Here is a 13,728-nt window from a genome sequence, read left to right on the forward strand (position 1 = left end):
CTTTATTTCACGACAGAATGATGACTGTTTGATGACGCTCCGAGGAGCGTCAGCATTAAATTGCCATCATCTCAGTGCTTGGCTACCGCAGTGTTGAGCTTCAGGTAATCGAGGAGGATTCGCCCGGTTTCGCTCAGGTAAGCGTCGTCTTCCGGCTTGGTCTTGTCCGGATCGGCGGCCGCGATGGCGTCTTCGTCTTCTTTCTTCAGCTCCTTGAGCGGCTCTTCACCCTTGGCCTTGCGGCGGATGTTTTCCAGCGCCAGTTGCTTGGCCTCGATGTCGGCGTGCTGCGCCCGACGTTCGGCTTCGTTGAGGCTGACGGTTTTTTCCGCCATCAGCTTCTTGGCCAGGGCCAGCTTGTCGCGGATGAAGACGAACTCGGCGTCCTTGGCCGAGCGCGCGTCATGCTCGGATTTCAGCTGCGTGAGGAACGGCTTGAACGGATCCACCGCCGGCTTGATGGCCGGGCGAATGGTGTCCCACGGCATGGCTTCGGGCAGGGCGCTTTCGCCGATTTCCTTGGTGTCGATGATCGACGGGTAATCGATGTCCGGCAGCACGCCCTGATGCTGGGTGCTCTGCCCGGAAACCCGGTAGAACTTGGCCAGGGTCAGTTTCAGCTCGCCGTGGTTGAGCGGCTGGATGGTCTGCACGGTGCCTTTGCCGAAGGTCTGGCCACCGATGATCAGTGCGCGGTGATAGTCCTGCATGGCACCGGCGAAAATCTCCGAGGCCGAAGCCGAGAGGCGGTTGACCAGCAGCGCCATCGGCCCTTTGTAGAAGGCGCCAGGGTTTTCATCTTCGAGCACGTCGACCCGGCCGTCGGCGTTACGCACCAGCACGGTAGGGCCCTTGTCGATGAACAGGCTGGTCAGTTCGGTGGCTTCCTGCAGGGAGCCGCCGCCGTTGTTGCGCAGGTCGATGACCACGCCGTCGACCTTGTCTTTCTGCAGCTCGGTCAGCAGCTTCTTGACGTCACGGGTGGTGCTCTTGTAGTCCGGATCGCCGGCACGGAAGGCCTTGAAGTCCAGGTAGAAGGCCGGGATCTCGATCACCCCGAGCTTGTAGTCCTTGCCGTCCTGCTTGAGGTTGAGGATCGACTTCTTCGCCGCCTGCTCCTCCAGCTTCACCGCTTCGCGGGTGATGGAGACGATCTTGCTGGTCTGGTCGTTCGGCGCGTTGCTCGCCGGGATGATTTCCAGGCGCACCACCGAGCCTTTCGGACCGCGGATCAGCTTGACCACTTCGTCCAGGCGCCAGCCGACCACGTCGACCATTTCCTTGTCGCCCTGGGCCACGCCGATGATCTTGTCCGCCGGTGCCACCTGCTTGGTCTTGTCCGCCGGGCCGGCCGGCACCAGGCGCACGACCTTGACCTGGTCGTTGTCGCTCTGCAACACGGCGCCGATGCCTTCCAGCGACAGGCTCATGTTGATGTCGAAGTTCTCCGCGTTATCCGGCGACAGATAGTTGGTGTGCGGGTCGTAGGACATGGCGAAGGTGTTGATGTACGCCTGGAAGATATCTTCGGCGCGGGTCTGGTCCAGGCGGGCGAGCTGATTCTTGTAGCGCTTGGTCAGCGTTTCCTGAATCTGCTTGGGTTCCTTGCCAGCGATCTTCATGCGCAGGACTTCGTCCTTGACGCGCTTGCGCCACAGGTCGTCGAGTTCCGCGGTGGTCTTGAGCCAAGGGGCGTCCTTGCGATCGATCAGCAGGGACTCCTTGGTGGTGAAGTCGAATTTGTCGACGCCTTTGCCCAGCTCGGCCAGGGCGAAGTCCAGACGCGCCTTGACGCGGTCCAGGTAGCGTTTGTAGATGATGAAGCCGGCGTTCAGGTCACCGCTCTTCAGGAAGTCGTCGAACTGGGTTTTCCACTTGTCGAATTCCGCGATGTCGCTGGCCATGAAGTAGCTGCGCGACGGGTCCAGCAGCTTCAGGTAGCTGTCATAGATGATCGCCGAGCGCGCGTCGTCCAGCGATGGCTTGCTGTAATGATGACGCTTGAGCAGCTCGACGACATTGAGGCTGGCAATTACCTCGTCGCGATCCGGCTGAAGTTTGTCCCAGCTATTGGCTGCGAACGTATTGGTCGACATCGGCAGCAGACCGAGACCAATGAAAAGAGCGAGGGCGGTGCTGGGGAACAAATGCTTCATGCTGATTCGACGCGGGGGCAATTGATAACGCATATTAGGCCGTCTTTGAAGTCGCCGGTTCCACAAGGGCCGGTCGCATAATGCAAAAAGCCCGGTGCTACAGCTCCGGGCTCAGTCCAGACTCACTATGGAGGCACTGTGAAAGCATTGCAAGGCGTTGAAGGTCATGTGGAGTGGGTTGAAGAGCCGAGTCCGACGTGCGACGTAGGACAAGTGCGAATCCGCGTGGCAGCTGCGGGACTGAACCGGGCCGACCTGTTGCAACGGGCCGGGCTCTATCCTCCGCCACCGGGCGCCAGCAAGGTGCTGGGCCTGGAGTGCTCGGGCGTGATCAGCGAGGTCGGCCCGGGTTCTGCGTGGCAGGTCGGCGATCGGGTCTGCGCGCTGCTGGCCGGTGGCGGCATGGCCGAGGAAGTGGTGGTCGATGCCCGTCATGTCCTGCCGGTGCCGGAAGGGCTGTCCCTGGCGGAAGCGGCGGCGCTGCCCGAGGTGTACAGCACCGCCTGGCTGAACCTGTTCCAGCTGGCGGCCCTCAAACCGGGGGAAAAGGTCCTGCTGCACGCTGGCGCCAGCGGCGTCGGTTCGGCGGCGATCCAGCTGTGCAAGGCTTTCGGCAACCCGTGCTGGGTCAGCGTCGGTTCTGCCGACCGCCTGGCCTACTGTGAAGCGTTGGGGGCCCAGGGCGGCGTGGTGCGCACCGATGGCCTGGAAGGCCTGCGGGATTTCGGGCCGTTCGATGTGATCCTGGATCCGGTCGGCGCCAACTATGCGGCGCACAACGTCAAGCTGCTGGCCCTCGATGGGCGCTGGGTGCTGATCGGGCTGATGGGCGGGCGCGAGGCCCAGCTGGACCTGGCGCAGATCCTCGGCAAGCGCATCCAGTTGCTGGGCTCGACCCTGCGCAGCCGCGACGAGCAGTTCAAGGCCGATCTGTTCAGCGACCTCAGCCAGCATGTCTGGCCGCTGTTCGCCGAAGGGCGCCTGAGCCCGCAGCTGGCCATGACCTTCCCGATCAAGGACGCCGAGGCGGCCTTTGCCGAGCTGGCGACCAACCAGGTGTCGGGCAAGCTGGTGTTGGTGATCGACGAGACTTTGGTGTGATCCTGTAGCCGCTGCCGCAGGCTGCGATAAGCCCGAAGGGCTTCAGCGATCTTCAGATCTTGCGCCCACGTTGTGGGCGATCGCAGCCTTCGGCAGCGGCTACAGAGGCGTTTATTTCCAGTGGTGGATCGGCCAGCCGGCCTTTTCCGCGTGTTCGCGCAGCACCGGGTCCGGGTTGACCACGTGCGGGTAGTCGACCTTCAGCAGCAGCGGCAGGTCGTTGCGCGAATCGGAATAGAAGCTCGCGCCTTCAAGGTTTTCTTCTTCGGCATCCAGCCATTCCAGCAGGCGGGTGACCTTGCCTTCGCGGTAGGTCAGGGTGCCCAGGGTATTGCCGCTGTAGACCCCGTGCAGCACCTCCAGCTCGATCCCCAGGACTTCATCGATGCCCAGGCGTTCGGCAATGGGCTGGACCAGATGGGTGCCCGAGGCCGAGATTACCAGGATCCGGTCGCCGGCCTTGCGGTGTGCGGCGATGGCCTTGCAGGCGTCGCTGAAAATGATCGGCTCGATCACATCCTCGACCCAGGGACCGACCAGGTGCCCGACCTCTTCCGGGGTACGGCCGGCCATCGGCTCCAGGCTAAAGGCCATGAACTCCTCCATGGCCAGCTTGCCGTGGCTGTAGGCGTCCATCAGCTCATTGTTGCGGCGCATGAAAGACTCGCTGTCGACCCAGCCCAGGCGCCCCATCTGTTCGCTCCAGAGGGTGGCGCAGTCGCCGTGGATCAGGGTTTCGTCCAGATCAAAAATTGCCAGGGCCATTAGTACCGCTCTCTCTTAATCGTCTGCGTCAAAGTCATCAGGCTACCTCACAGAGGGCCGTGGGATCGATGGAAAGTGCCAGGCGTTGACCGTCGGGGTGCAGGTCGTCCGGCGAGCGGTTCAACACATCCACCACCAGTTCCACGCCACGGGCCTCGACCCGGTAGCGGATTACGTTGCCCAGCAGGCTGTGGCTGCGGATCTGTGCGTCGGGTTCGCCGTCCTTGCGCAGTTCGATGGCCTCGGGACGAATCGCGATACGCCCGTTGATCGGCCGTTGCAGCAGCTTGCTGGCACTCTCGGCATCCAGCAGGTTGTAGTTGCCGATAAAGCCGGCGGCGAACACATCCACCGGTGCGGTGTAGAGCGTCTCGGCGTCGCCGCTCTGGACAATCTTGCCCTGGTTCATCAGGAAGATGCGGTCGGACATGGTCAGGGCTTCTTCCTGGTCATGGGTGACGAAAATCGTGGTCAGCCCCAGTTCGCGCTGGATCTGCCGGATCTGCTCGCGCAGGTGCTTGCGGATCCGTGCGTCCAGCGCCGACAGCGGCTCGTCCAGCAGCAACAGGCGCGGACGGGTCACCAGCGAGCGAGCCAGGGCCACGCGCTGGCACTGGCCCCCGGACAGTTGATGGGGATAACGACTGGCGAAGTCGTGCAGCTCCACCAGGCGCAGGACTTCGAGCACGCGCTTGCGGCTCTCGTCGGCGTTGACCTTCTGCATGCGCAGGCCGAAGGCCACGTTCTGTTCCACGGTCATGTTGGGGAACAGCGCATAGCTCTGGAACACCATGCCGATCCCGCGCTTCTGTGGGCTCAGGGGGACTATGTCGTGGCCGTCGAGGAGGATCTTGCCGGCGTCCACCGGGGTCAGGCCGGCGATGCAGCGCAGCAGGGTGGACTTGCCGCAGCCGGACGGGCCGAGCAGGGTGACGAATTCGCCCTTGTGGATTTCGCAGTTGATGTCGCTGAACACCGGGGTGCCTACATGCCCTGATGGAGAGTAGCTTTTCTGCAGGTGTTGGACGCTGACGAAGCTCATTGGCTTTTGTCCTTGTTCAAGATGTTGGCGGCCCAGGTCAGAACCAGCACAAAGAAGAAGTAGGAAATCACCAGTGCGCTGGTGAAGTGGCCGCTGCTGTTGCGCATGTTGTTCAGGTAGACCTGCAGGGTTTCGTAGCGGGTGCCCACCAGGATGTTGGCGAACACGAACTCACCGAACAGGAACGAGAACGACAGCAGCAGGGCCACCATCAGGCCCTTGCGCAGGTTCGGCAGCACCACCAGGAAGGCTGCCTGCCAGGTGCTGGCGCCCAGCAACTGGGCGGCGTCCATCAGGTCGCGCAGGTTGATCGCCTGCAGGTTGTTGGTGATCGCCCGGTACATGAAGGGCAGGGCCACGGTGAAGTAGCAGCCGACCAGGATCCACGGTGTGCCGACCATGGCGAACGGGCCGGAACCGTAGAGTTGCAGCAGGCCCACCGAGGACACCACCGGCGGCACCGCGAACGGCAGCAGGATCAGGATGTTCATCAGCGCGTCGAGCCGCGGGAAGTGGTAGTGCACCACGAACAGCAGCGGCAGGATCAGCACCACCGACAGGATCAGGGCGCCGACGCAGACCAGCAGCGACTGGCCGAAGGCATGCAGGAAGCGCGGGTCGCTCCACAGCTGGATGTACCACTTGAGGGTAAAGCCGCTGGGCAGGATGGTCGCCGACCAGCTGCTGGCGATGGAGTAGATCAGGGTGCCGGCCAGAGGCAGCAGGAGGATGGCGAACAGCAGGTAGACCACGAACCGGTGATAGAGGGCGGCGGAGCCGGGTTCAGCGCGAGACATGGTAGCTCCTCTTCAACAGCAGCTGATGGACGATGGTCACCAGGGTCATCAGCGCCACCAGGACCACGGCCAGGGCGCTGGCCATGTTCGGGTCGAGGGAGATGTCGCCGGAAACCATGGCGGCGATGCGGATCGGCAGCACGTTGAAGTTGCCGGTGGTCAGCGCATAGACCGTGGCATAGGCGCCCAGGGCATTGGCCAGCAGGATCACGAAGGTCCCCAGCAGCGCCGGGGTTAGCACCGGCAGGCCGATGTGGCGCCAGAACTGCCAGCCACTGGCGCCGAGCAATGCGGCGGACTCGCGCCAGTCTTCGCGCAGGGCGTCGAAGGCCGGGTAGAGCAGCAGCACGCCCAGGGGGATCTGGAAGTAGGTGTAGAGGATGATCAGGCCGGTCTTGGAGTACAGGTTGAAGTCCTGAATGATCCCCGCCTGCTTGAGCATGATGGTGATGCTGCCGTTGAAGCCCAGCAGGATGATGAAGGCGAACGCCAGGGGCACGCCGGCAAAGTTGCTGGTCATATTGGCGAAGGCGTTGACGAAGTTGCGCAGCTTCGAGTCGACCCGGCGCAATGAGTAGCTGCCGAGAATCGCGATGACGATACCGAACAGGCTCGACCAGAAGCTGATCTCCAGGCTGTACTGGATGGCTTGCAGATAGAACTTCGAGCTGAAGATCTTGTTGAAGTTGGCCAGGCCCCAGCCGAACTCTTCCGATTGCAGGCTGTTGACCAGCACCCAGAGCAGCGGGGCGATCTGGAACACGATGAAGAACAGGGCAAAGGGCAAGAGGCAGAGGATCGCCAGCCATTTGCCGCGGGTGAATGCATTCACTTCAGCAACTCCCGGCATACAGGTTTGTCGTGGGGTACGCCGAGCAATTCGCAGATGGTGCCGCACAGCTCGGTCTGATCCGGCGTAGCGACAGGGCTGAAGCTGAACGCATCGCCGAGGACGAACAGCGGCACTTCCCGCTCCTCGGGCAGCAGGCCGTTGTGCGAGCGGTCGTTGTTCATGCCGTGGTCGGCCGTCACCAGCACCTGGTAGCCGGCGTCGAGCCAGCCTTGCAGGTAGTCGGCGAGGATGATGTCGGCCGCGCGTGCGCTGTTGCGGTACTGCGGGGTGTCGAGGCCGTGCTTGTGCCCGGCGTCGTCGATGTTCATCGGGTGCACCAGGAGAAAGTTCGGCGCATGGCGCAGCCGCAGGTGTTCGGCATCGGCGAACAGATGGGAATCGGGGTAGTGGTCGTTCCAGTAGAAATGCCCATGCTGGATCGGCAGCTTCTTGTTGTCGGTATGCCGGTCCCGGGCCGGCTCGAACGGCGAACGGTTGTACAGCTCGCTGATCCAGTGATAGGCCGCGGCGGCGGTGCTGAGCCCGGCGGCGCTGGCATAGTGGAAAATACTGCGCTGGTTGGACAGGCGCGAGACGTTGTTGTGCACGATGCCGCTGTCCAGCGGCGGTACCCCGGTGAGGATGCATTCGTAGAGCGGTCGGGACAGGGCCGGCAGTTCACATTCCAGTTTGTACAGCGCGGCGCGTCCTGCGCCGACATAGGCCTGAAGGTGTCCCATGGCATGGCGGGCGACCTCGTGGTTGAGGCCGTCGAGCACGACAAGGATGACGTTGTGCTTCATAGGGCGGGTGACTCCGCAAGGCAAGATAAAACAATCCTGTGTAGGAGCGAGGCTTGCCCGCGATGGGGGCACTGCGGTTNTCGCGGGCAAGCCTCGCTCCTACACGGATGCAGCATTACTGCATGTTGATGATCACTTCTTCCTGCCATTTCTGTGGCAGGGCCTTGGAGGTCTTCTCCCAGGCGTCGGCGTCCTTGATCGGCGTGACTTTCTTGTACTGCTCGTTGGGCAGCAGGTTGGCCTGGACTTCGGCGGGCAGGGTCAGGTGCTCGGCGCGGATCGGACGAGCATTGCCGCGCGCCAGGTTGATCTGCCCGGCATCGCTGAAGATGTATTCACGGGTCAGCTTGGCCGCGTTCGGGTGCTTGGCGTATTTGTTGATGATAGTGGTGTAGCCGGAGATCACCGAGCCGTCCGACGGGATCAGCACGATGTAGTCGTCCTTGTTGACCATCTTGTTGCGGTAGCTCAGGCCGTTGAAGTCCCAGACCACGCCGACTTCCACTTCACCCTTTTCCATGGTGGCGATGGTCGGGTTGGCCAGCGACAGACGACCCTGCTTGGCGATCTCGGCGAACATCAGCAGCGCCGGCTGCAGGTTCTTTTCATCGCCGCCCTTGGCGATGGCCGCGGCCAGCACGCCGTTGGCAGCCTGCGCCGCGGTGCTCACGTCGCCGATGGAGACCTTGTATTTGCCTTTCTCCAGGTCGGCCCAGCTTTTCGGTGCTTCGGAACCGTGCAGCAGCTTCTTGTTGATGATGAAGGCGATGGTGCCGGTGTAGGCCAGCGCCCAGTTGCCGTCCTTGTCCTTGGCCCAGGCCGGGACCTGGTCCCAGGTGCTTGGCTTGTAAGGCTGGACCACGCCCTGCTTGACCGCGATCGGGCCGAAGGCCGCGCCCACGTCGCCGATGTCGGCGCTGGCGTTGTCTTTCTCGGCGGCGAACTTGGCGATCTCCTGGGCCGAGCTCATGTCGGTGTCGATGTGCTTGAGGCCGTAGTTCTTGGCCAGGTCTTCCCAGGTCCCTTTCCAGTTGGCCCAGTCGTCGGGCATACCGACGCTGTTGACGGCGCCTTCAGCTTTCGCCGCGGCTTCCAGGGTCTTCAAGTCGGTATCAGCGGCCATGGCGGCGGTGCACATGGCGATGGTCGAGCCTAACAGTGATGCCAGGAAAAGCTGTTTCATCCGAAGCTCCTTTGGGCGTGTTCAACGCTGCGTTTTTATCTAACGTTTGCGGTTGGGTTGGTCTAGGTCAGCAATACCTGAGCCAATCTAAGCCGGCTGGATGACACTTTGATGTCGGCATCAGTCCTGCAAGGCATTCGCGGGCGGCAGGCGCGGGGCTGCGAGATAAGCGTAGACCAAGGCTAAACGGCTGATATGAAAGGACTTGGCCAGCCAATTGCAGGCCTCTGGCACAGCCGTTGGGCGGCTTTGTCATCTGTCAGTCATATGCAGTGCCTAGGCTCTCGGTGAAGGCTGAGGGCCTTTTTTCCAGGCACGTTTTGCCCTGAAACAGTACTGGTCTAGTCCAGATAGGTAACGTTGATGCGCGAAGAGGCAGTCAAGGCGGTGACAGCCATTGGGCAGGTCCTGCAGGAACAGATCGATCACGGGTTGTTGGCGCCCGCTAGCAAGCTGCCGGCCGAGCGCAAGCTCAGCGAGTTGTTCGGTACCACCCGGATTACCGTGCGCGAAGCCTTGTTGCAGCTGGAGGCCCAGGGCCAGATCTATCGCGAGGAGCGGCGCGGCTGGTTCGTCTCGCCACCGCGCCTGGCCTACAACCTGATGCAGCGCAGCCACTTTCACGCGATGGTCAGCGCCCAGGGGCGGGTGCCGTCGACCGAGATGATTTCGGCGCGCCTGCAACCGGCCTCAGCGGCGGTCTGTGCCTGGCTGCAGCTGCCGGCGCTGTCCAGCGTGATCCAGATCCGTCGGGTACGGCGCATCGACGAGCGCCTGGTGCTGTATGTGGAGCACTACCTCAATCCGCAGTATTTCCCGGGCATTCTCGAGTTCGACCTGAACCAGTCGATCACCGAGCTGTATGCGCGGCACTACGACCTGCATTACGGTCGGGTGCGCTTCGAGATCGTGCCGACCTCCTTGCCGGTGGAAGCCGCGGCGGCGCTGAAGGTGTCGGCGGGCAGTCCCGGGCTGCGGATCGCCCGGGTCAATTACGACCAGCACCAGCGCCTGATCGACTGCGACCTGGAGTTCTGGCGCCACGACGCGATCCATGTCGGCGTCGATGTAGTCTGAGCCCGCTCCCTTGTAGGAGCGAGCTTGCTCGCGATAACGCCCGCCAGGGCGTTTTACGCCTCTTGTTCAGGCCCGCCGCCGGCGGTGATCACTTGCACGCTCATGCGTGGCGTGGCCAGGTCCATTCCGGCTTCGTCGAGGTGGCGCTTGAGGGACAGGTTGAAGGCTCGCGACACTTCCCATTGTTTGATCGGCGCGGTCTTGAAGCGGGCGCGCAGGATCGCGTTGCCGGATTCGAAGCTTTCCACCCCCTGGAACTCCAGCGGCGACCAGATATTGCGCCGTTGCAGCGGGTCGGTGCGCATCTTCTGGCCGACATCGCGCATCAGCTTGATGGCCTCGTCTATGTCCATGTTGTACGGAATGGCCACCCGGAAGATCGCATAGCCGAACTCCCGGGAGTAGTTCTTGATGCTCTTGATTTCGCTGAACGGGATGGTGTGCACGATGCCGTCGATGTCCCGCAGGCGCACGGTGCGGATGGTCAGGCCTTCGACGGTACCCAGGTGGCCGCCGACGTCCACGTAGTCGTCGATGGCCAGGGAGTCCTCGATGATGATGAACAGGCCGGTGATCAGGTCGGCCACCAGCGACTGGGCGCCAAAACCGATGGCCAGACCGATCACCCCGGCACCGGCCAGCAGCGGCGTGACGTTCATGCCCATGTTCGCCAGGGCGACGATCAGGCCGATGATGAAGATCGCCACGAACAGCACGTTGCGGATCAGCGGCATCATGGTCTGCGCCCGGGCATTGGCCAGGCCTTTGCGCGATCGGGTCAGGGCGTGGTGCACCGCGGTGTCGCTGAGGATCCAGATCAGCCAGGCGAACAGCAGGGTGCCGCCGAGGCCGAACAGCTTGACGCTGATTTCGTGGCCGTCGCCTTCGGTGAAGCGGATCAGCGACATGCCCCAGACCCGCAGGCCGAGTTCGATGAACACCAGCCACACCACCAGGTGGGCGAGGGTGTAGAAGAAGCCTTTCAGGCGCTCGGAGTACAGGGCGTGGCGCTTGTGCCCGCGTTGGGGCTTGAGGGAATGGCGGCGCACCAGGCCGTTGATCACCATGCACAGCACCAGCAGCACGGTGCAGATCAGCGACTGGCGCAGGGCGGTGCTGGTGTCGCCGGCGGAAATGAAGGTGGCGAACAGGGAAATGGCCACCAGTACCAGTGCCGGCAGGTACCAGAAGGTGCCGATGATCTCGATGGTGTCGCTCAGGGCGCGGCGGGTCAGGCGGCGGGACAGCGGCTGGTTGCGGATCAGGTGAGCGATCGGCCGCCGGAAACGCAGGATGAACACCCCGGTGGACAGGGCCGCCATCACATTGGCGAAGGTGGCCGCGGTGTGCGCCAGGTGGCTGCCCAGGCTGGCGATCAGCCGGGGGTCGCTCAGGGCCTCGCCGAAGGCGGCGAAACTGCCGATCAGCCACAACGGCCGGAAGGCCTGGCGACGCAGGATGTACAGCGCGCGGTGGCGATTCGGACCGTCCAGCACGGAAAAGGCGATCACGCAGATCGCCGAGAAGCAGGTGCCGACCACCAGCGCATAAGCCAGGACCATGGCCAGGTCCTTGCCCAGGGACGACGGCAGTTTGTAGGTCATGTACACGGTCATGATCAGGGCGATCAGCCAGGGCCCCAGTTTGCGCAGGGCGAAGCGCAGCAGGTCCCAGGTCTTGGGGTGTTGCGGCAGTTCTTCGGTGAGGCCGAAACGCTCCCGCAGGCGGTGACTGAGCCAGATCAGCGCCGCCGCCAACAGGCTCCAGACCATCAGGATCAGGGCGAAGGCGAAGATGATCGGCAGCCATTCGCTGGCCGGCAGCATCAGGGCCGCCAGTTCATCCTGGGCCTGATCGAATTCGTTCGACCAGCGGGTGATCGGGCTGTCGGCGCCGGAGAACTGTTTTTCGAAGCTGGACAGGGTGCCGCCGATCAGGCCGAGCACGCCTTCTTCGGCAGGTGTCTGGGCTTTTTTCGTGGCGTCGCGGAGCTTTTTCAGGTCGGTCAGCAACTGGGTGCGTTGCTGGTCGTTTTCCAGGGACTTGATCACTTCATCCAGCGACTGTCCCAGGGGCTGCTCGGCTTGTGGCTGGGTTTTGCCGCTGTTGAGCAGGCCCGGCAAACCCACCGCCTGGGCCGATGACAGCGGCAACAGGGTCAGGAGACAGAGAAACAGGCAGTAGGGCAGAACGGAAAGACGAGCAAACACTGGGCGGTCAACCTCAGAAAAAGCGGATCGACCGAGTGTACGAGGCAGCTAATACCAATGCGAGCCTGGACGGCGCATTTATTCGGCGAGTTTGGCGAGGATCTTGTAGATCACGGTACCGAGGATCAGCAGCATACCGGCCCACATGCTGAAGATGCCGGCATTCTTGTCGCGGAAGTTGTAGCCGATGGCCAGCAGGATCATCCCCGAGAGAATGGGAATGAGCATGGCGTGGAACGAAGACATCGAGATCATGGCGACAGCCTTGTCGGAGGAGATACTCACCAGTCTAGGTGGCTTTGGCGGAGTTCGGGTTGATGTGCATCAGAAATGCCTCGACGCCTGGGTTTTCGCGTCTTGTAGGAGCGAAGCTTGCTCGCGATGGCGGCGACGCGGAGGTACTGGACGACCGCGTCATCGTTCATCGCGAGCAAGCTTTGCTCCTACAGAAGAGGGCTTACGGCAGGTCGCGGCTGGCGTAGAACGCGCTCAAGACCTTCACCAGATGGGCCAGGTCCTGGCTGCCGCACAATTCGCGGATCGAGTGCATGGCGAAGGTCGGCAGGCCGATATCCACGGTGCGCACGCCCAGGTGGCTGGCGGTGATCGGGCCGATGGTCGAGCCGCAGCCCATGTCGCTGCGCACCACGAAGCTTTGCACCGGCACTTCCTCGGCCATGCACAGATGGCGGAAGAAACCGGCGGTTTCGCTGTTGGTGGCGTAGCGCTGGTTGCTGTTGACCTTGATCACCGGGCCGGCGTTGAGTTTCGGGCCGTGGTTGGCATCGTGCTTGTCGGCGTAGTTGGGGTGTACGCCGTGGGCGTTGTCGGCCGAGACCAGCAGCGACTTCTGGATGGTGCGCACGAACTCGTCGCCTTCGGGCAGCAGGCGGCGCAGGGTCTGCTCGAGCATCGGGCCGTCGGCGCCGCAGGCCGAGCAGGAACCGACTTCTTCGTGGTCATTGCAGACCAGCACGCAGGTTTCCTCGGTGTCGGCGTTGAGCAAGGCTTGCAGGCCGGCGTAGCAGGACAGCAGGTTGTCCAGGCGCGCGCCGGCGATGAAGTCGCCGTGCAGGCCGATCACCGCGGCGCTTTGGGTGTCGTAGAAGCTCAGCTCGTAATCGAGCACCACATCGGCGTTCAGGCCGTGTTCGCGGGCCAGCTGGTCGGTCAGCACCGCGCGGAAGTCGACCCGCTCGTCACCGGCGAATTGCGCGAGGATCGGCGGCAGTTCGGTCTGGGCGTTGATGGCCCAGCCCTGGTTGGCTTCGCGATTGAGGTGAATGGCCAGGTTGGGGATGGTCGCGATGGGCGCCTTGAAGTCGATCAGCTGGCTTTCAACCTTGCCGTCGCGACGGAAGGTGACGCGGCCGGCCAGCGACAGGTCGCGGTCGAACCAGGGCGCCAGCAAGGCACCGCCGTAGACTTCCACGCCCAGTTGCCAGAAGCCCTGGCGTTGCAGCTCCGGTTGCGGCTTGACCCGCAGGCACGGGCTGTCGGTGTGCGCGCCGACCATGCGGATCCCGCCTTGCAGGGGCGAATGCCGACCCAGCTTGACGGCCACGATGGAGGAGTCATTGCGGGTGACGTAGTAGCGACCGTTGGCTTCGGTGGTCCATGGCTCGCGCTCGTCGAGACGCTGGTAGCCTGCGGCCTCCAGGCGTTGAACGAGGCTGGCGGTTGCATGGAAAGGGGTAGGGGAGGCCTTGAGGAAGTCGATCAGGCCCTGGTTCAACTCTTCGCGCATAAGTAACTCCAGACA

The 13,728-nt window shown here is 63.0% G+C and carries 12 protein-coding genes; 2 read left to right on the forward strand and 10 right to left on the reverse strand.

Annotated elements, in window-relative coordinates:
• Positions 1-71 precede the first annotated feature (71 nt).
• A complete protein-coding gene (locus ACTJKT_RS05720) occupies positions 72-2,156 on the reverse strand; it encodes a carboxy terminal-processing peptidase (RefSeq protein ID WP_440786456.1) in 2,085 nt (694 codons plus the stop codon).
• Positions 2,157-2,294: 138 nt separating this feature from the next.
• On the opposite strand from ACTJKT_RS05720, the gene ACTJKT_RS05725 reads away from it, so the two are divergent.
• Positions 2,295-3,257, forward strand: coding sequence for a zinc-binding dehydrogenase (locus tag ACTJKT_RS05725; RefSeq protein WP_440786457.1), 963 nt, complete (start codon positions 2,295-2,297; stop codon positions 3,255-3,257).
• 111 nt (positions 3,258-3,368) lie between these two features.
• On the opposite strand, the gene ACTJKT_RS05730 is transcribed toward ACTJKT_RS05725, so the two are convergent.
• The 6 genes from ACTJKT_RS05730 to ACTJKT_RS05755 form a co-directional block, all read right to left on the reverse strand.
• Positions 3,369-4,022, reverse strand: coding sequence for an HAD family hydrolase (locus tag ACTJKT_RS05730; protein WP_023966499.1), 654 nt, complete (start codon positions 4,020-4,022; stop codon positions 3,369-3,371).
• Positions 4,023-4,059: 37 nt separating this feature from the next.
• Positions 4,060-5,064 (reverse strand): ABC transporter ATP-binding protein, encoded by a 1,005-nt coding sequence (locus ACTJKT_RS05735; protein WP_440786458.1) that lies wholly within the window; start codon positions 5,062-5,064, stop codon positions 4,060-4,062.
• The gene (locus tag ACTJKT_RS05740) at positions 5,061-5,861 is read right to left on the reverse strand and encodes an ABC transporter permease (RefSeq protein ID WP_440786459.1); all 801 of its coding nucleotides are present in this window, start codon (positions 5,859-5,861) and stop codon (positions 5,061-5,063) included. The genes ACTJKT_RS05735 and ACTJKT_RS05740 overlap by 4 nt, the downstream gene beginning before the upstream one ends.
• Positions 5,848-6,693 carry an ABC transporter permease gene (locus tag ACTJKT_RS05745; protein WP_440786460.1) on the reverse strand — a complete coding sequence of 282 codons (846 nt, stop codon included), beginning with the start codon at positions 6,691-6,693 and terminating at the stop codon, positions 5,848-5,850. The genes ACTJKT_RS05740 and ACTJKT_RS05745 overlap by 14 nt, the downstream gene beginning before the upstream one ends.
• On the reverse strand, positions 6,690-7,496 hold the full coding sequence (locus tag ACTJKT_RS05750) for an alkaline phosphatase family protein (protein ID WP_440786461.1): 807 nt from the start codon (positions 7,494-7,496) through the stop codon (positions 6,690-6,692). The genes ACTJKT_RS05745 and ACTJKT_RS05750 overlap by 4 nt, the downstream gene beginning before the upstream one ends.
• 115 nt (positions 7,497-7,611) lie before the next feature.
• Positions 7,612-8,679, reverse strand: a complete 1,068-nt coding sequence (locus ACTJKT_RS05755; RefSeq protein WP_025805607.1) for an ABC transporter substrate-binding protein — start codon at positions 8,677-8,679, stop codon at positions 7,612-7,614.
• A 363-nt stretch (positions 8,680-9,042) separates the two neighbouring features.
• Here ACTJKT_RS05755 and phnR point away from each other — a divergent pair, with 363 nt between their 5' ends.
• On the forward strand, positions 9,043-9,756 hold the full coding sequence (gene phnR, locus ACTJKT_RS05760; RefSeq protein WP_097304640.1) for a phosphonate utilization transcriptional regulator PhnR: 714 nt from the start codon (positions 9,043-9,045) through the stop codon (positions 9,754-9,756).
• 53 nt (positions 9,757-9,809) lie between these two features.
• On the opposite strand, the gene ACTJKT_RS05765 is transcribed toward phnR, so the two are convergent.
• From ACTJKT_RS05765 to ACTJKT_RS05775, 3 genes are all read right to left on the reverse strand, one after another.
• Positions 9,810-11,966 carry a mechanosensitive ion channel family protein gene (locus tag ACTJKT_RS05765; protein WP_097304639.1) on the reverse strand — a complete coding sequence of 719 codons (2,157 nt, stop codon included), beginning with the start codon at positions 11,964-11,966 and terminating at the stop codon, positions 9,810-9,812.
• A gap of 78 nt (positions 11,967-12,044) precedes the next feature.
• Positions 12,045-12,221 carry a hypothetical protein gene (locus tag ACTJKT_RS05770; protein ID WP_007927853.1) on the reverse strand — a complete coding sequence of 59 codons (177 nt, stop codon included), beginning with the start codon at positions 12,219-12,221 and terminating at the stop codon, positions 12,045-12,047.
• Positions 12,222-12,423: 202 nt separating this feature from the next.
• Positions 12,424-13,713: a M18 family aminopeptidase gene (locus ACTJKT_RS05775; protein WP_053280404.1), complete on the reverse strand. Its 1,290-nt coding sequence runs from the start codon at positions 13,711-13,713 to the stop codon at positions 12,424-12,426.
• Between the last annotated feature and the right edge of the window lie 15 nt (positions 13,714-13,728).

The sequence above is a fragment of the Pseudomonas sp. 22526 genome (assembly GCF_052044735.1).
Taxonomy (GTDB): Bacteria; Pseudomonadota; Gammaproteobacteria; order Pseudomonadales; family Pseudomonadaceae; genus Aquipseudomonas; species Aquipseudomonas piscium.

What these genes read in the sequence shown, in the direction of transcription:
- ACTJKT_RS05755 (WP_025805607.1), bottom strand. Translation starts at nt 8,679, where the DNA reads ATGAAACAGCTTTTCCTGGCATCACTGTTAGGCTCGACCATCGCCATG.
- ACTJKT_RS05770 (WP_007927853.1), bottom strand. Translation starts at nt 12,221, where the DNA reads ATGATCTCGATGTCTTCGTTCCACGCCATGCTCATTCCCATTCTCTCG.
- ACTJKT_RS05730 (WP_023966499.1), bottom strand. Translation starts at nt 4,022, where the DNA reads ATGGCCCTGGCAATTTTTGATCTGGACGAAACCCTGATCCACGGCGAC.
- ACTJKT_RS05735 (WP_440786458.1), bottom strand. Translation starts at nt 5,064, where the DNA reads ATGAGCTTCGTCAGCGTCCAACACCTGCAGAAAAGCTACTCTCCATCA.
- ACTJKT_RS05720 (WP_440786456.1), bottom strand. Translation starts at nt 2,156, where the DNA reads ATGAAGCATTTGTTCCCCAGCACCGCCCTCGCTCTTTTCATTGGTCTC.
- phnR (WP_097304640.1), top strand. Translation starts at nt 9,043, where the DNA reads ATGCGCGAAGAGGCAGTCAAGGCGGTGACAGCCATTGGGCAGGTCCTG.
- ACTJKT_RS05750 (WP_440786461.1), bottom strand. Translation starts at nt 7,496, where the DNA reads ATGAAGCACAACGTCATCCTTGTCGTGCTCGACGGCCTCAACCACGAG.
- ACTJKT_RS05775 (WP_053280404.1), bottom strand. Translation starts at nt 13,713, where the DNA reads ATGCGCGAAGAGTTGAACCAGGGCCTGATCGACTTCCTCAAGGCCTCC.
- ACTJKT_RS05740 (WP_440786459.1), bottom strand. Translation starts at nt 5,861, where the DNA reads ATGTCTCGCGCTGAACCCGGCTCCGCCGCCCTCTATCACCGGTTCGTG.